Origin of the sequence: Bradyrhizobium sp. 521_C7_N1_3, from assembly GCF_052075975.1 — a bacterium.
Lineage (GTDB): Bacteria > Pseudomonadota > Alphaproteobacteria > Rhizobiales > Xanthobacteraceae > Bradyrhizobium > Bradyrhizobium japonicum.
Map to the genome: position 1 here is coordinate 9,132,297 of NZ_CP197232.1, position 17,299 is coordinate 9,149,595.

Annotated in this window: 15 protein-coding genes and 1 tRNA gene; 7 read left to right on the plus strand and 9 right to left on the minus strand. The window is 65.1% G+C overall.

The features are described 5' to 3' along the window. Window positions 1–300 precede the first annotated feature (300 nt). On the plus strand, window positions 301–2,532 hold the full coding sequence (locus tag AB7008_RS43245) for an ATP-binding protein (protein WP_304491493.1): 2,232 nt from the start codon (window positions 301–303) through the stop codon (window positions 2,530–2,532). Window positions 2,533–2,534: 2 nt separating this feature from the next. Here AB7008_RS43245 and AB7008_RS43250 read toward each other — a convergent pair whose 3' ends face one another. The 7 genes from AB7008_RS43250 to AB7008_RS43280 all read right to left on the minus strand — a co-directional run bounded on the left by AB7008_RS43250 (window position 2,535) and on the right by AB7008_RS43280 (window position 8,233). Next, window positions 2,535–2,978, minus strand: coding sequence for a hypothetical protein (locus AB7008_RS43250; protein WP_028159430.1), 444 nt, complete (start codon window positions 2,976–2,978; stop codon window positions 2,535–2,537). 2 nt (window positions 2,979–2,980) lie between these two features. Continuing rightward, window positions 2,981–3,349, minus strand: a complete 369-nt coding sequence (locus tag AB7008_RS43255; RefSeq protein ID WP_051664828.1) for a YybH family protein — start codon at window positions 3,347–3,349, stop codon at window positions 2,981–2,983. Window positions 3,350–3,429: 80 nt separating this feature from the next. Continuing rightward, window positions 3,430–3,897, minus strand: coding sequence for a MarR family winged helix-turn-helix transcriptional regulator (locus AB7008_RS43260; protein ID WP_028159428.1), 468 nt, complete (start codon window positions 3,895–3,897; stop codon window positions 3,430–3,432). Window positions 3,898–3,910: 13 nt separating this feature from the next. Beyond that, window positions 3,911–5,521: an acyl-CoA synthetase gene (locus tag AB7008_RS43265; RefSeq protein ID WP_441260848.1), complete on the minus strand. Its 1,611-nt coding sequence runs from the start codon at window positions 5,519–5,521 to the stop codon at window positions 3,911–3,913. A gap of 124 nt (window positions 5,522–5,645) precedes the next feature. Further along, the gene (locus tag AB7008_RS43270; RefSeq protein ID WP_441260849.1) at window positions 5,646–6,788 is read right to left on the minus strand and encodes an epoxide hydrolase family protein; all 1,143 of its coding nucleotides are present in this window, start codon (window positions 6,786–6,788) and stop codon (window positions 5,646–5,648) included. A 227-nt stretch (window positions 6,789–7,015) separates the two neighbouring features. Beyond that, the gene (locus AB7008_RS43275; protein WP_028150679.1) at window positions 7,016–7,471 is read right to left on the minus strand and encodes a GatB/YqeY domain-containing protein; all 456 of its coding nucleotides are present in this window, start codon (window positions 7,469–7,471) and stop codon (window positions 7,016–7,018) included. 33 nt (window positions 7,472–7,504) lie between these two features. Continuing rightward, window positions 7,505–8,233: an alpha/beta fold hydrolase gene (locus AB7008_RS43280; RefSeq protein WP_441260850.1), complete on the minus strand. Its 729-nt coding sequence runs from the start codon at window positions 8,231–8,233 to the stop codon at window positions 7,505–7,507. 146 nt (window positions 8,234–8,379) lie between these two features. On the opposite strand from AB7008_RS43280, the gene carA reads away from it, so the two are divergent. After that, window positions 8,380–9,570 (plus strand): glutamine-hydrolyzing carbamoyl-phosphate synthase small subunit, encoded by a 1,191-nt coding sequence (carA, locus tag AB7008_RS43285; RefSeq protein ID WP_014492091.1) that lies wholly within the window; start codon window positions 8,380–8,382, stop codon window positions 9,568–9,570. Window positions 9,571–9,725: 155 nt separating this feature from the next. After that, entirely contained in the window at window positions 9,726–10,247 is a 522-nt protein-coding gene (locus AB7008_RS43290) for a cupin domain-containing protein (protein WP_441260851.1), read from the plus strand. A gap of 116 nt (window positions 10,248–10,363) precedes the next feature. Here the strand turns inward: AB7008_RS43290 and AB7008_RS43295 are convergent, their stop codons facing one another. Beyond that, window positions 10,364–10,888 (minus strand): Dps family protein, encoded by a 525-nt coding sequence (locus AB7008_RS43295; RefSeq protein WP_014492089.1) that lies wholly within the window; start codon window positions 10,886–10,888, stop codon window positions 10,364–10,366. Window positions 10,889–11,003: 115 nt separating this feature from the next. Between AB7008_RS43295 and AB7008_RS43300 the strand changes: the two genes are divergently transcribed. Both AB7008_RS43300 and AB7008_RS43305 read left to right on the plus strand, forming a co-directional pair. Then, window positions 11,004–11,705, plus strand: coding sequence for a class I SAM-dependent methyltransferase (locus AB7008_RS43300; protein WP_028159420.1), 702 nt, complete (start codon window positions 11,004–11,006; stop codon window positions 11,703–11,705). 54 nt (window positions 11,706–11,759) lie between these two features. Next, window positions 11,760–11,835 (plus strand) — tRNA-OTHER (locus AB7008_RS43305). A gap of 135 nt (window positions 11,836–11,970) precedes the next feature. Here the strand turns inward: AB7008_RS43305 and AB7008_RS43310 are convergent. Beyond that, window positions 11,971–12,342, minus strand: coding sequence for an ArsR/SmtB family transcription factor (locus AB7008_RS43310; protein ID WP_028159419.1), 372 nt, complete (start codon window positions 12,340–12,342; stop codon window positions 11,971–11,973). A gap of 112 nt (window positions 12,343–12,454) precedes the next feature. On the opposite strand from AB7008_RS43310, the gene AB7008_RS43315 reads away from it, so the two are divergent. Together AB7008_RS43315 and carB are read left to right on the plus strand one after the other, a co-directional pair. After that, complete coding sequence (locus AB7008_RS43315; RefSeq protein ID WP_304491500.1) at window positions 12,455–13,624, plus strand: MFS transporter; 1,170 nt, start codon at window positions 12,455–12,457, stop codon at window positions 13,622–13,624. A 144-nt stretch (window positions 13,625–13,768) separates the two neighbouring features. Further along, a complete protein-coding gene (carB, locus tag AB7008_RS43320; protein ID WP_028159417.1) occupies window positions 13,769–17,233 on the plus strand; it encodes a carbamoyl-phosphate synthase large subunit in 3,465 nt (1,154 codons plus the stop codon). Window positions 17,234–17,299: the final 66 nt, after the last annotated feature.

Below are 17,299 nucleotides of genomic sequence, written 5' to 3' on the forward strand. Positions count from 1 at the left end.
GCGGCTCCCTCTCCTCGTCACCGGCACGATCTCCGTCGCGCGCAATCCCTATATTAGCGCCCTCGCGACCTGCGCGCACGCGCGCGTTGATTGCGGGATGACGGTATCCCGGGAGGCCCGACACCCGCCCGACAGAGCCTCGCGGGCAAACTTTCCGGGGACTCATCCGTGACGTGCGCGGCCGAAATTTTCCGCGCGAGGGCCTTTTCGGCGCGATGCCTATGGACTGGGCGGAGGGTGGTGCCGCAGATTGCATCTTCGAACCAGCACGCGCGACGACCAAATTGGACTGCCCGACCGATGAGCTTGCGTACCCGGCTACTGATACTCGTCATTGCGGCCATGCTGGTGCCGGCCATCCTCGTCGGCTTACGTTTCGTGCAAAATCGCAGCAGCGAAATCAACGCAGCCCTGGCCAATCTGACCGCGACAGCCGACGACATTGCAAGCGACCTGGACGAGAAGATCCAGGGCACCGCCCAGCTTCACTATGGTCTCGCCCGCGCGCGCGATCTCGACACGCGCGACAAGGCGGCGTGCTCGGCGTTCCTGTCGGAAGTGCGCGAGGAATACCCACAGTTCACCGGGATATTGACCATCGATCCCGACGGCAGCCTGTTTTGCGATTCGCTGCGGACCAACCGCACCCTCGACCTCCGGGATCGCGCCTATTTCAAACAGGCCCTGGCGTCGCGCGGCATCGCGCTCGAGCCGGTATTCGGCCGGCTGACCGGCCTATCGGTGCTCCAGATCGCCTATCCGGTGCGATCGGAGACGGGCGCCCTGAAGCTGGTCCTGCTCGCCTCCTTCAACCTGCGCAAATTCGCTGAGTTTCACGACAAGCGGCTGCTGGGCCAGAAGGAGATCCTGCTCCTGGACAGCAAGGGAACGGTTCTGGTCGCCCCCTCCCGCGGAGGCTGGACCGAGCCGGTCGGCACGTCGATCGCGGGATCCGACCTGCTCCGCTTCGCCGCAACGCCCGACCGAAAAGCGTATCAGGAGGTGACCGATCGCGACGGCCGGACGCATGTCTGGGCTGTCGCCGCGCGCTCACCTTCGACCCGCGATGCCGGCCTCTACATCATGGTCGGACGGTCCGAGGATGGACTTGTCGCGGCGGCTAATCGCCGGCTCTACGAGGATGTGGCGATCCTCGCGGTGGCCTCGCTGCTGCTGCTCGCGGCCGTCTGGATCCTTGCAACCGTGAGCGTCGGGCGTCAGGTCGGACGTCTCGCCACCATGGCGAAGAAACTTGGGCTCGGAGATCTCAGCGCGCGAATTCCGCCTCCCCACCCGGGCGGCGAGCTGGGCGGATTGATGACCCTGCTCAACGGCACCGCCGAGTCGCTCGAGCAGCAACGCGCCGCCATTGCCGACCTCAGCCACAAGCTCAGCCAATCCCAGAAGATGGAAGCCATGGGCCAGCTCACCGGCGGCGTGGCGCACGATTTCAACAATCTCTTGACCGTCATTCTCGGCAACTCCGAGCATCTTGCCGACAGGCTGGCCGGCAACAAGGAATTGCACCGGATCGCCAACGACATCGCGACCGCCGCCGAGCGCGGCTCCGACCTGACGCGAAGCCTGCTCGCCTTCGCGCGCAAGCAGCCCCTGAGGCCGCGAGACATCGATATCGCCGTGAAGATTCACGAAATGGAGCAGCTGCTGCGCCGACCCCTGGGCGAGCACATCGAATGCACCTTCGCGCTCGAACCGGATCTGTGGCTGACCAGCGTCGATCCCGGCCAGCTGACGACGGCGCTGCTCAATCTCGTGCTCAACGCGCGCGACGTCATGCCGCTCGGCGGCAAGCTGACGATCGAGGCGCGCAACACCTCGCTCGGTGAATCCGACCTTGACGTCAACGGCGAGCCGCGGCCGGGCGACTACGTCATGGTGGCCGTGACCGACACCGGCAGCGGCATGACTGCCGAGGTGGCGAGCCGGGCGTTCGAGCCGTTCTTCACCACCAAGGAGGTCGGCAAGGGCACCGGCCTCGGCCTGAGCATGGTCTACGGCTTTGTGCGGCAATCCGGCGGGGTCGTGCAGATGCAGTCCGAACCGGGGCAAGGCAGCGTCGTCAAGCTGTTCTTTCCCCGCCTTGCGACGCCACCAAACGAGCAGCCGTCCCCCGCGGAACGGATCGTCGCCCCCGACGGAAGCGAGACCATTCTTGTCGTCGAGGACGACGACATGGTTCGGGCCTATGTCGAGAGCGAGCTGAAGACGCTGGGCTATCGCGTCATCGCGGCGTCGAACGGTCCGGCGGCACTCGAATTGTTGCGCCGCCCCGGCGACATCGACCTGCTGCTCACCGACGTCGTGATGCCCGGCGGCATGTTCGGGCCGGAGCTCGCCAGGCAAGCGACCGGCTTGCGGCCCGGGCTCAAGGTGCTCTTCACCTCCGGCTACACCCAAAATCCCGTCAAGATGCCCGACGGGGTCGCCGACGCCCGCATCCTGACAAAACCGTTCCGGCGGAAGGATCTTGCCGCGATGCTGCGGTCCGCCCTGTCGGCGCCGCCGCGCTGAAATCAGGAGGAGAACGCCAGCCGGAGCGCTACGCCGAGATTGGCTACGAACAGAGCCGCGTCGATGACGAAGATCCTGAGCATCGGACCTTTCAGCACGGGCCAGTAGGCCACCCCGACGCGCCCTCCGCGCATCAGGACCGGAAGGTTATAGGCGAACTGGCTGAAGTGGCAGGCTGCAAAGAACAGGAACAGCGCGAGCTGCGCCTCGATCGGCTGGAAGAAAGCCGGACGAGCGGCCAGAAGATAGAACGACAAAAGCCCGATCGGCAGATTCATCCCGCCCAGGAACGCCACGCTGGCGGCAAGCGTCGGCGCGATCGGATTGCTGCGCTCTTCGCGCGGCAGGAGTATCTTCAGGGTGTTGCCCTGGGCGACGCTGAACTGGATGAAGGCGCCGCCGAACCAGAGCGTGTTGAGGAGCAGGACGAAATCCGAAAGGTGCATGATCATTTTCCGTAGAAGGCTTCGCTGCGCACCACACGGCCCGCATCGTCGAAATCCATGAACTCGCTGGCGCGCGTGTCGCCGAGCTGCCACCACACCGTCAGGCGCGCGATCGCCTCGTCCCAGCTCCAGCGCAGGATCTTCAGGTCGGCGCTTTCGATGTGGCCATAGGCCTCGCGCCAATAGGCGCGGATGTTCTCGGCGCCGGTGACGACCGGAGAACCGGTCAGCGACAGAGCCAGAGGGCTGCGCATCTGCGCGTCGTCGGCGAAATGCGCGACGACCGCGTCGATATCGACCCGGCACCAGCTCGCACACCATGCCGCGACGAAGCGCTCGGCGGCTGCGCGATCCATTGTCCGTCCGCTCATGGCAGAGCCCTCCCCTGGCTCGTTGCCGGGAAAGTGGCAAAGCTCGCGCCTCATGTCAACCATGTTGACTTCAGGAATCGTTAGTTGTTGTCGGCGATCGCCCCCATGACGGCCATCCATGCCGCCGCACCCGACGCCCCGGCGCGATCGAACGCTTCGCGCAGGACCTTGCGCTCGTGGTCCGATGCCTTTTGCTCGATGCGTCGCCCGGCCTCCGTCAGGCGCAGCAGCTTGGAGCGATGCTGCTCGGGCGCCCGCTTCGACGTCAGCAGCTTGCGCTCCAGCAGCAAATTGAGCGGCCGGTTCAGGGCCTGCTTGGAGATGCCGAGGATCTCGATCAGCGAGCCGATCGCGATATCGGGCCGGCGCGCCACCACGTAGAGGATGCGGTGGTGTGGACGCGACAGGCCCTGCTTAGCAAGATATTCGTCGGCCTCCAGCGTCATCCCGCGCCAGCCGTAATACATGAGCTCCAGCGCCGCATCGAGATCGTGCAGCTTCGGAAGTGAGGCGCGGTGAAGCCCCGCAGCTTGAGACGTCTTTGCCATTGTCTGAAAGAGCCTACCCCCGCGCCCGCAGCTCGCGCCGCAGCACCTTGCCCGTCGCCGTCATCGGCAGTGTCTCCGCGAACGCGACGAAACGCGGATATTCGTGCGCGGCGAGTTGCACCTTCACGAACTCCTGGATCTCGCGCGCGAGCGTGTCGGTTGCCGCGAAGCCGGGACGCAGCACGATCCAGGCCTTGATCGATTCGGTGCGGATCGGATCGGGGATGCCGACCACCGCCGCCATCGCCACCGACGGATGCTTCATCAGCGTGTGCTCGATCTCGGACGGGCCGACGCGATAGCCGGCGGTGGTGATGACGTCGTCCTCGCGGCTGACATACCAGAAATAGCCGTCCTCATCCCGGATGCCGAGATCGCCGGTGAGGAGGAATTCGCCGGCATATTTCTTCGCCGTCGCGTCCGGATTGCGCCAGTATTCGAGCATCGTGCACGGGCATGGCTGACGCACGCCGATGATGCCGCGCTGCCCCGTGGGCAGCTCCTCGCCCTTGTCGTTGACGATGCGGACGTCGAAGCCCGGCGTCGCCTTGCCCATCGAACCCGGGCGGATCGGAAACAGGTTGGAATTGCTGCCGATCACGAGGTTGCATTCGGTCTGGCCGAACACCTCATGCGCGTCGATGCCGAACGTCTCGCGCACCCAGCCGAGCAGCTCGCCGCCGAGCGATTCACCGCCGGTGAAAATGCTGCGCAGCTTGACGCCGGAGTGCTTCACGCCGGCCTGCCGCATCAGCTTCAGCGCCGTCGGCGGCAGGAAGACGTTGCGGACACCAAGGTCGGCCATCATCTCCATCGCCGCCTGCGGCTCGAACTTTCGCGCGCGGTGACCGACCAGGGGGATGCCGTGATACCAGAACGCGAACAAGCCGTTGACGAGGCCGCCGATCCACGCCCAGTCCGCCGGCGTCCACATCAGGTCGCCGGGGCGCGGCAGGAAGTTGTGGCACATCTCGACATTCGGCAAATGGCCGAGCACGACGCGATGCGCATGCAGCGCGCCCTTCGGATTGCCCGTCGTGCCAGACGTGTAGATGATCAGGGCGGGGTCATCGGCGGAGGTGTCGACGGTCGCAAAGTCCTCGGACGCGGTTTCGATCGCCGACCAGAAGGGTTTTGCCCCGGCATGGACCGCGCCGCTCGTGACATAGATGTCCTGCAGATAGGGCAGCCGATCGCGGACCTTCGTGAGCTTCTCCCAGCCCGCTTCATCAGTGATGATGGCTCTTGCTTGCGAATTCGACAGGCGGAATTCCAGGGCGTCCTCGCCGAACAGCGCGAACAGCGGGATCGAGATCAGCCCGGATCGGAACGCGGCCATATGCGCGATCGGCAGCTCCAGCGACTGCGACAGGAACACCGCGACGCGGTCGCCGCGCACGAGCCCGTCGGCCTTCAGCACATTGGCGAAGCGGCGCGACATCTCCGCGACCTCGTCGAAGGAGGTGCGCGTGGTTGCGCCGTTCTCGTCGACATAGAGCAGCGCGAGGCGGCCCGTGCCGTCGGCATGGCGGTCGCAACACGCCTCCGCCATGTTGAAGCGTGCCGGGACGTCCCAGCGGAAGTTGCGATAGAGCTCGTCGTAGGTTGCGGCTTCGGTGAGCATGGTCGTTTCCCGGCAGCGTCGTCATGGCCGGGCTTGTCCCGGCCATCCACGTTCTTGATTGGACCTGAGTTTAAGCGCGTGAGTGCCGGGGACAAGCCCGGGCATGACGATGCGGAGCCATCCCCTAACGGCGCACCGTCTGGAAGAATTTCCTGACGTCACCAACATACAGCTCCGGCTGCTCGAATGCGGCGAAATGCCCGCCCTTCTCCATCTCGCTCCAGTGCGTGATGTTAGGAAAGTTCGGCTCCATCCAGCGCCTGACCGGCGTGATGATCTCCTTCGGGAACACGGCGACGCCGGTCGGCACGTTGACCTTGGGCGTGGTGCGGCGCTTGCCAAAACTCTCCCAGTAGAGCCGTGCCGAGGAGGTCGCCGTCTCCGTTACCCAATAGAGCATGACGTTGTCGAGCAGCTCGTCCTTGTCAAAAATGTTTTCGGGATGGCCGTCGCAATCGGTCCAGGCCCAGAATTTTTCCAGAATCCAGGCCGCCTGCCCGCTCGGCGAATCCGTCAGGCCATAGCCGAGCGTCTGCGGCCGCGTCGATTGCTGTTTGGAATAGCCGGAATCGAGATCGACATAATGCTTGAGGCCGGCGAGCGCGCGCTTCTCTTCTGCCGTCGGCTCGCCCTCGACCTTCGGCGCCGCGTTGAAGGCGAGCGTGATGTGGATGCCGGCGCAATGCTCGGCGTCCTGCGCGCCCAGCGATGTCGTCACCGCCGAGCCCCAGTCGCCGCCCTGCGCGCCGTAACGCGCATAGCCGAGCCGATCCATCAGCTTCGCCCAGGTCGCGGCGATGCGGTCGACGCCCCAGCCGGTGGTCCTTGGCTTGGCGGAGAAGCCAAATCCCGGCAGCGATGGACACACCACGTGAAAGGCATCCGCGGGGTTACCGCCATGCGCGGCAGGATCGACCAGCGGCGCGATCACCTTCTGGAATTCGACAATCGACCCTGGCCAGCCATGGGTGACGATCAGTGGTAGCGCCGACGGCTCCTTCGAGCGCGCATGCAGGAAGTGGATGTCGAGCCCGCCGATCTCGGTGGTGAATTGCTCGAAGCGGTTGAGCTTTGCCTCGCGGGCGCGCCAGTCATAGCTGTTGGCCCAGTAGGCGCATATCTCCTGGATCCATTTCAGCGGCGCGCCCTGGCTCCAGTCGTCGACCAGCTCCGCCTCCGGCCAGCGCGTCCGGGCGAGGCGCGATTTGAGGTCGGTGAGAATGTCGTCGCTGATGGCGATGCGAAACGGTTTGATGGCGCCGGTCATCGGTTGCCTCCGATTGTTTGTGTCCAGAGACTAGATCGAATGAACGCGGCAACAAAGGTGCCCATCCTCCCCTGGAGGGGGAGGATCGGTTTGCATGGAGCAAAGCGACATGCGAACCGAGATGGGGTGACAGTCTCTCCACACAAGCAGTGCCCGAGTGGAGAGATCACCCCACCCCGCTCGCGCTTCGCGCGATCGACCCTCCCCCGCCAGGGGAGGGTAAGAGCTCAGCCCGTCAGCGCGGCCTTCACGAGGCCACTGGCCTTGCCGAAATCCATCTGGCCGGCGTACTTCGCGCGCAACACCGCGATCACCTTGCCCATGTCCTTCATGCCGGCAGCGCCGGTCTCGGCGATCGCATCCGCGATCGCCTTCTTCACCTCATCGTCCGACATCTGCTTCGGCAGATAGGCCGAGATCACCGCGATCTCCTCGCGCTCCTGTGCCGCGAGCTCGGCACGGCCGCCCTTGTCGTAGAGCTCGACCGACTCCTGCCGCTGCTTGATCATCTTCTGAAAGACGCCGAGCAGGTCGGCGTCCGACAGAGGCGGCTTGCCGTTGCCGCGCGCCTCGATGTCGGCGTTCTTGATGGTCGAGTTGACCATGCGCAGGGTGGACAGCTTGCGCTCGTCCTTGGCCTTCATGGCCTCCTTGACCGCGTTGTTGATGTCGTCGCGCAGCATGATCGTGATCCCTTCGAATATCCGACGCCTGATCTAGGCCGTTCGCGGCCCTGAGACAACCGGGGCGCCCAGCCATTCGACCAGCGCCCGCGTCGTCGCCTCGGGCTGCTCCGGCTGCGGCAGGTGCCCGCAACGCTCGAGGATCACCAGCCTAGCGCCCGCTATGCCCTCCGCCATCTCCCTCGAGAACGCGTTCGGAATCGTGTTGTCCTGATCGCCTGTCAGCACCAGGGTCGGGCATTTGATCGTCGCCAGCGTCGGCCGTGAATCCACCCGCGCGATGATCGCGGTCTGCTGTCGCAGATAGCCCTCGACGCCGACGTCCTCGCCCTGCTCGTGCACGAGCTTTCGAATGCCGGCATCGTCGCGGCGCGAGGGATGCACCAGCTCGGGAAACGTCTCCTCGCGCGCCACGCTCAGCTCGCCGCGCCTCGCCCGTTCCATCAAGCCGCGACGGCGCGCGGTCGCTTCTGGTGTATCGGGCCGGGCCTGGGTGTTGATCAGCGCGAGCTTCAAAACCCGCTCGGGCGCCTGGCGCATGATCTCGAGCGCGATATAGCCGCCCATGGAGTGGCCGGCGAGCGCGAAGCGCGGCGGGGCCTCGCTCAGCACGCGCCGGGCAATCGCTGCCATGCTGTCGTCGCGGATATGGTTGGCAATCATCACCGGGCCGAACCGCCAGAGTGCCGGGACCACCGGGGCGTAAATCCGGGCCGAGGAGGCCAACCCCGGAACCAGCAGAAGCGGGGTGGTCTGGTCCATTATTGCCTCGCGAGCCCGGGAAATTGGCGGAAATTATCCTGCCAAGCTTAAGTGCCCGAGGGGACCTGTCAAATATGCAAAAACGCATGTGAATCGACGCTCGTCCGCTTTGACGGCGGCGCCGGCCCGGACTATGAACCGGGCTCATGACACAACATGACAACGATACCGCCTGGCCGGACCATAAACCGACCGCGCTCCTCGTGCTCGCCGATGGCACGGTGCTCGAAGGCTTCGGTCTCGGCGCCGAAGGCCATGCCGTCGGTGAGGTCTGCTTCAACACCGCGATGACCGGCTATGAAGAGATCCTCACCGATCCCTCCTATGCCGGCCAGCTCATCACCTTCACCTTCCCGCATATCGGCAATGTCGGTACCAACGAGGAAGACATCGAGACGGTGAACATGGCCGCGACGCCCGGCGCGCGCGGCGTGATCCTGCGCACCGCGATCACCGATCCCTCGAACTACCGCGCCACCAAGCACCTCGACGCCTGGCTCAAGGCGCGCGGCATCATCGGCCTCTCCGGCATCGACACCCGCGCACTGACCGCGCTGATCCGCAGCAAGGGCATGCCCAATGCGGTGATCGCGCACGCCAGGAACGGCGAGTTCGACCTGCATGGCCTGAAGGAAGAAGCGCGCGAATGGCCGGGCCTCGAGGGCATGGACCTCGTGCCGATGGTCACCTCGGGCCAGCGCTTCACCTGGGACGAGACGCCCTGGCTGTGGGACAAGGGCTTTGGCCGCCAGGACAAGCCCGAGTTCAACGTCGTCGCCATCGACTACGGCATCAAGCGCAACATCCTGCGCCTGCTCGCCGGCGTCGGCTGCAAGGTGACGGTGGTGCCGGCGACGACCTCATCGGAAGACATTCTGGCGATGAAGCCCGACGGCGTGTTCCTGTCCAACGGCCCCGGCGATCCGGCCGCGACCGGCAAATACGCGGTGCCGGTGATCCGGGACGTGATCAAGTCGGGCACGCCGACCTTCGGCATCTGCCTCGGCCACCAGATGCTCGGCCTCGCGGTCGGCGCCAAGACCAAGAAGATGCATCAGGGCCATCACGGCGCCAATCATCCCGTGAAGGACGAGACCACCGGCAAGGTCGAGATCACCTCGATGAACCATGGTTTTGCGGTGGACGAGGCGACGCTGCCGAAGGGCGCGACGCAGACCCACATCTCGCTGTTCGACGGATCCAATTGCGGCATCCAGCTCGACGGCAAGCCGGTGTTCTCGGTGCAGTACCACCCCGAGGCCTCGCCCGGCCCGCGCGACTCGCACTATCTGTTCCAGCGCTTCGCGGACCTGATGCGGCAGAAGAAGAGCGCGTAACGCCGGCTCTCCTGCAATTGCCTTGACGACATCGAGCCCGGGCCTTGACCCGGGCTCTTGTCATTCCGGGCTCGACGCTGCGGTTCGCCTGGACGCGAGGAACGTCGTCTCACGCCCCTCGTTGATTCCTGCTACGCTGACGCAGGAGCCCTGCCATGTCCGTTGTCCGCGAAAATGCCGAGCCACGCGCCATCGTGTTCGAAGATGACGGGCTCGTGCCGAACAACATCCTTCCCTTCCTGGTCTATCAGGGTGCGGTGAAGCTCGATTCCAGGCGTCCCGAGGAGACCGTCGAAAACCTGTTCGAAGCGAATGGCTGGGGCGGCACGTGGCGCAACGGCGTCTACGACTATCTGCACTATCACGCGACGGTGCATGAGGTGCTCGGCGTCGCGCGTGGAAGTGCCCGCGTGCGCTTCGGCGGCGATCATGGCCAGGAGCTGGAGATCAGGGCGGGCGACGTCGCGATCCTGCCGGCCGGCACGGGGCATCAGTGCATCAGCGCGAGCAGTGATTTCTGCATCATCGGCGCCTATCCGCCCGGCAGCAGGATGGAGATCGCGCGGGCAACGGCAGAGAACCACGCCAGGGCGCTGCAGACGATTCCGAAAGTCTCGCTGCCGCCGGCCGATCCCGTGACGGGTAAGGACGGAGCGTTGATGAGGCTGTGGCGGTAGCCGCAAGCGCCGCGCCGTAGGGTGGGCAAAGCGAAGCGTGCCACCAATATTAGCCGCAAGGATAGATGGTGGGCACGGCGCTTGCGCGCCTTTGCCCACCCTACGGCAGTGTACCCTTACGCCTCGTTGCCGCCTTCCTGGCGGGTGGCCTCGAACAGGAACCACGTCCGGCGCTCGGTCTCGTCGATGAAGTTTTCGAGGATGCTGGCGCTGGCGACATCGCCGGCGTCGTCGCAGACCTCGTGCGCCTTACGCATCGCGGCTGTGACGTGCTTGTTGTCCTGCATCAGCTCGCGCAGCATCTCGCGTGGCGGGACGTAGTCCTCGTTGTTGTCCTTGATGGTCTGGAGCTTGGCGACCTGGCCGATCGACTTCAGCGTGGTACCGCCGATCTTGCGGACGCGTTCGGCGAGCTGGTCGGTGGTGGCGAAGATCTGGTCGGACTGCTCGTCGAGCAGCAGATGATAGTCGCGGAAATGCCGGCCGCTGATGTGCCAGTGGAAATTCTTGGTCTTCAGATAGAGCGCGAACGCATCGGCCAGAAGCACGTTGAGCGCCTCAGAGACCTTCTTGACCCCATCGGGCGACAGATCGGTGGGGGTATCGAGATCGGGCGAGACCTTGGTGGGGGCTTTGCTCACGGGAAACCTTCCTGTTAGGACGCGGACATTGACGGCGCGCCGTCGCACCCCTAACGCAAGGCGGGCAGCGCCGGTTCCTTGACAGGAACCGTTTGGCCGGGACCTACGAAATACCATGGACGATTGGATCGATTACTACGACTCCACGCATACGATCTATGTCAGCAAGCTGCATCGCGACTTGCACTTCCAGATCATCGCGCGGGACATCATCGGCTACATCTCATCGCCCGAGGCGACCGTGCTCGACTATGCCTGCGGCGAGGCGCTGTCGGCGAGCCAGGTGGCCGCGGCCTGCGGCAAGCTGATTCTCGCCGAGCCCGCCCCCGGCGTGCGTGGCCGGCTGATCGCGCGATTTGCCCCGAACACCAAGATCCGCGTCCGCTCACTCGACGACGTCCGCAAAATGCAGGACCAGTCGATCGACCTCGCGGTGATGAACTCGGTCGCGCAATACATGACGCCGGACGAGCTCGATGCCGCGCTTGTCAACATCCGGCGATTGCTGACCCCGTCCGGCAAGCTCGTGCTCGGAGATATCCTGCAGCCCAATGTCGGCATGTTCAGGGATGTGATGGCGCTGCTCAGCTTCGGCCTGCGTCACGGCTTCCTGAAGGACGCGCTGATCGGGCTGATCAGCACCGCGCTGTCAGATTACCGTCATCTGCGCACGCGCATCGGGCTTCAGCGCTATGGCGAGGACGAGATCGTCGCCAAGCTGACCGCAGCCGGCTTCGCTGTCCAGCGCGCCCACACCAATGTCGGCCATAATCGCTGGCGCATGACCTTCATCGCGCGGCCGCCGCTGGTCCGTTAAGCATAATGACTGCCCGCGGTGGCTTGTCACACGCCGATAGGTAAAGATCGTCGTGGCCCGGTGGCGGAAGCGTCTACGCGAGGGCGGTGCAACGCTCTTCATCCTGGTTCAAATCCAGGCCGGGTCTCCACGCTTCGCCCCTGCGGGGCTACACGTGGCGCAGTCACACAAGGCCCGAAGGGGCGTAGCGTGTCCGGCGTAGCTGTAGCGAAGCGAAAGCGAAGACGGACGGCATCTCAGCCGTCCGCGCGCAACCCTCTCAAATTCAATCCACTTCGACCGTTTCGCACTCTGGCAGCAGCTGTAGCCGGTCGGCATCCTTGGCTGCGGAGCTGAGGACAGCATCGAGCAGCCCGGGAAAGCGCGCGTCCAGATCCTCGCGGCGGAGCCGCATGAAGCGGTTGGTGCCCGCCACGCGCGTCTGCATCAGGCCGCATTCGCGCAGCTTGGCGAAATGGTAGGCGAGGTTGGATTTGCCGGAAAGCCCGCTGAAGTCGCCACAGCAGAGCTCGCTGCTGACACCTTCCTGCTGGGCAAGCTGATAGACGATGGCCAACCGGATCGGATCGCTGAGGCAATCCAGAACCATCGGCAGCTCGATCTGCTCGCGGGTGGGATGAAGGGGTGTGCGGCTCATGGTCCGGAATCATAGCAAACTGGCCGCGATGTTCAATAGTTCTTGAACCAATTGACATCCCAGCCATCGCATTCAATAGTTCAATAAACGTTGAACATAGGGATATCATCCAATGAGCGTGTTCTGGCTGGCTCTCGCGGCCTTCGCGATTGGCACCGAAGGCTTTGTCATCGCAGGGCTTTTGCCGTCGATCGCCGCCGATCTTTCGATTTCCGTCCCGGCCGCCGGCCAATTGGTCACCGCCTACGCCCTCACCTACGCGGTGGGTTCGCCGATCCTGGCGGTGACGCTGAACAATATCGACCGCCGCACCGTGCTGGCCCTGGCGCTATCGACCTTCATCGCCGGAAATCTCGTCGCGACGGTGGCTTCCAGCTACGCCCTGCTGCTGGCCTCCCGCATGCTGATGGCGCTGGGCTCCGGACTGTGCATGCCGACGGCGCTCGCCGTATCGGTGGCCGTCGCCAGGCCCGAACGGCGCGGCCGCGCGGTGGCGCTGGTCACCTCGGGCCTCACGGTTGCGACCGTGATCGGCGTCCCGCTCGGCAATCTCGTCGGCAGCCTGCTCGGCTGGCGCGCGACCTTTGCCATGGTGGCCCTGATCGGCGCGGTTGCGCTTGCCGGCCTGCTGCTTGGCCTGCCCCGCGGCCTGCCGCGCAGCACCGCTTCGCTCAGCGAACGGCTGGCGGTGGCGCGTCACAGCAATGTCGTGATCGCGCTTCTGATCACGATCCTATGGGCGCTCGGCGGCTTCACCGTGTTCACCTATTTCGCGGTCCCGCTGCGCGGCCTCGGCTTCGACGCCGCGCAGATCAGCCTCGCGCTGCTGGTGTTCGGCGGCGCCGCCGCCGTCGGGAACATGTTGGGCGGCGTCCTGGCCGACCGGCTCGGGACGCTCGCCACCGCAGGCCTCGGGCTCGCCGGCATGGCGAGCGCCCTGATCCTGCATTCGCTGGTCCTGAAGCTGATGCCCGGACAGGCGCATTATGCGGTGCTCGGCGCGATCTTCCTCTGGGGCATCTCGGGCTGGGCGTTCTATCCGGCTCAGGTCGCCAGCATCATCCGGATCGAGCCGCAGGCCTCGATGATCGCACTCTCGCTCAACGCCTCCGCCATGTATCTCGGCTTCGCCATCGGCGGGGCCCTGGGTGGCGCGGTGCTGGCCACCCTCTCGCCGACCGACCTTGGCTGGATCGGCGGATCGAGCGTTGCGGCCTCGCTGCTGGTGCATCTCGCCCGTGGCTGGCAGGCGCGGCCAAAACCCGTCAAAATTGCCGGTTGATGGGCGTTTTTCGGGGTTTCGCCGCCCCGAAAACTGGTCTAAGACCCACCCGCGCGCGAGGGGAGACCCCGCGCTCTCGGCTCAAGGGGACGCGCGGCAAGCGCGCCCTTTTTTTGTGCCCAAATTCCACTTCGGCGAGAGTTGATGCCCAAACGTACAGACATCACCACCATCCTGATCATCGGCGCCGGTCCCATCGTGATCGGCCAGGCCTGCGAGTTCGACTATTCGGGCACGCAAGCGGTGAAGACGTTGAAGGAAGAGGGCTATCGCATCGTCCTCGTCAATTCCAACCCGGCCACCATCATGACCGACCCGGAATTGGCCGACGCGACCTATATCGAGCCGATCACGCCCGAGATCGTCGCCAAGATCATCGAGAAGGAACGTCACGTCATTCCCGGCGGCTTCGCGCTGCTGCCGACCATGGGCGGACAGACCGCGCTGAACTGCGCGCTGTCGCTGCGCCGGCAGGGCACGCTGGAAAAGTTCGACGTCGAGATGATCGGCGCGACCGCGGACGCGATCGACAAGGCGGAAGACCGTCAGCTGTTCCGCGAGGCCATGACCAAGATCGGGCTTGAGACGCCAAAGTCGCGGCTCGCCAACGCGTCCGAGTTGAAGAAGTCCTTCCGCGACAAGCACCGGGCCGAACGCGAGAAGCTGTCGGGTGCCGCCCTTGAGGAACACGAACGGCAATGGGTGCTCGGCGAAAGCGACCGCCGCAAGCGCTACCAGGAACATGCGCTCGGCCAGGCGTTGATGGCACTGTCCGAGATCGGCCTGCCCGCAATCATCCGCCCCTCCTTCACGATGGGCGGCACCGGCGGCGGCATTGCCTACAACAAGGAAGAATTCCTCGACATCATCGAGCGCGGCCTCGATGCGTCTCCGACCAACGAAGTGCTGATCGAAGAATCCGTGCTCGGCTGGAAAGAGTACGAGATGGAGGTCGTGCGCGACAAGAAAGACAATTGCATCATCGTCTGCTCGATCGAGAACCTCGATCCGATGGGCGTGCACACGGGCGACTCCATCACGGTCGCGCCGGCGCTGACGCTGACCGACAAGGAATACCAGATCATGCGCGACGCCTCGCTGGCGGTGCTGCGCGAGATCGGCGTCGAGACCGGCGGCTCCAACGTGCAGTTCGGCGTCAATCCCCAGGACGGCCGCATGGTCGTGATCGAGATGAACCCGCGCGTGTCGCGGTCGTCCGCACTGGCCTCCAAGGCCACCGGCTTCCCGATCGCCAAGGTCGCAGCCAAGCTCGCGGTCGGCTACACGCTGGACGAGATCGCCAACGACATCACCGGCGGCGCGACGCCGGCCTCGTTCGAGCCGACCATCGACTACGTCGTCACCAAGATTCCGCGCTTCGCCTTCGAGAAATTCCCGGGCGCATCGACCACGCTGACCACGTCGATGAAGTCGGTCGGCGAAGTCATGGCGATCGGCCGTACCTTCCAGGAGAGCCTGCAGAAGGCGCTGCGCGGACTCGAGACCGGCCTGACCGGGCTCGACGAGATCGAGATCGAGGGGCTAGGCCAGCACGACGACAAGAACGCGATCCGCGCCGCGCTCGGCACGCCGACGCCGAACCGGCTGCTCCAGGTCGCCCAGGCGATGCGGCTCGGCTGGTCGAACGAGGACATCTTCAACTCCTGCAAGATCGATCCGTGGTTCCTCAGCGAGATGCGCGGCATCGTCGACATGGAGGAGAAGGTCCGGAAGAACGGCCTGCCGGGCAACGCCTTCGGCATGCGCACGCTCAAGGCCATGGGCTTCTCCGATGCGCGGCTCGCCGTGCTCGCCGAGACGACGGAAGCTGACGTGACGGCGAAGCGCCACGCGCTCGGTGTCCGCCCTGTCTACAAGCGCATCGACACCTGCGCGGCCGAGTTCGCGTCGCCGACCGCCTACATGTATTCGACCTATGAGGCGCTGTTTGCGGGCGCGCCCGCCGACGAGAGCTCGCCGTCGGACAAGAAGAAGGTCATCATTCTCGGCGGCGGGCCCAATCGGATCGGCCAGGGCATCGAGTTCGACTATTGCTGCTGTCACGCCTGCTTCGCACTGCATGACGCCGGCTACGAATCCATCATGGTCAACTGCAATCCCGAGACAGTGTCGACCGACTACGACACCGCCGACCGGCTCTATTTCGAGCCGCTCACCGCCGAGGACGTGCTGGAGATCATCGCGAAGGAGCGCACCAACGGCACGCTGCACGGCGTGATCGTGCAGTTCGGCGGCCAGACCCCGCTGAAGCTGGCGCGCGCGCTGGAAGCTGCCGAAGTGCCGATCCTCGGCACCTCGCCCGACGCCATCGACCTTGCCGAAGACCGCGACCGCTTCAAGCGCGTGCTCGACAAGCTCCGGCTGAAGCAGCCGAAGAACGGCATCGCCTATTCGGTCGAGCAGGCGCGCCTGGTCGCAACCGATCTCGGCCTGCCGCTGGTGGTGCGCCCGTCCTACGTGCTCGGCGGCCGCGCGATGCAGATCATTCGCGAGGAGAACCAGCTCAGCGACTATCTGCTCGGCACGCTGCCGGAGCTGGTGCCGGCCGACGTCAAGGCACGCTACCCGAACGACAAGACCGGGCAGATCAACACCGTGCTCGGCAAGAACCCGCTGCTGTTCGACCGCTATCTGTCCGACGCCACCGAGATCGACGTCGACTGCCTCTGCGACGGCAAGGACACCTTCATCGTCGGCATCATGGAGCACATCGAGGAAGCCGGCATCCATTCCGGCGACAGCGCCTGCTCGCTGCCGCCGCACTCGCTCGAGCCGGAGATGATCGAGGAGCTGGAGCGGCAGACGCGTGAGCTGGCGCTCGGCCTCGACGTCGTCGGCCTGATGAATGTGCAATACGCAATCAAGGACGGCGAGATCTACGTGCTCGAAGTCAACCCGCGCGCCTCGCGCACGGTGCCCTTCGTCGCCAAGGTGGTCGGCACGCCGGTCGCCAAGATCGCGGCGCGCATCATGGCCGGCGAGAAGCTCGCCGACTTCAAGCTGAAGAAGGCGGACTTCAAGCATGTCGGCGTGAAGGAATCGGTGTTTCCGTTCGCCCGCTTCCCCGGCGTCGACACGGTGCTCGGCCCCGAAATGCGCTCGACCGGCGAGGTCATGGGCATCGACAGCTCCTTCGCGGTGGCATTTGCCAAGAGTCAGCTCGGCGGCGGCACGCGGGTGCCGCGCAAGGGCACGGTGTTCGTCTCGGTTCGCGAGAGCGACAAGACGCGCATCGCCGAGGCCGTTCGCGAATTGCATTCGCTCGGCTTCAAGGTGCTGGCGACATCGGGCACGGCGCGCTTCCTGACCGATCAGGGCATCCCGACCGAGAGGGTCAACAAGGTGCTTGAGGGACGGCCGCACATCGTCGATGCCATCACCAATGGCGACGTCCAGCTCGTCCTCAACACCACCGAAGGCCCGCAGGCGCTCGCCGACAGCCGCTCGCTGCGGCGCGCGGCCCTCTTGCATAAAGTGCCGTATTACACCACTCTTTCCGGGGCCGTGGCGGCCGCGCAGGGCATCCGCGCCTATCTGGGCGGGGACCTTGAGGTTCGGACCCTGCAGAGCTACTTTTCGGACACCTGATCGCGAGTGGCGGCTAGGCTGCCGGTAAGTAATTGGCAATGAAGCCACAATGGCCGGAGGAACTGT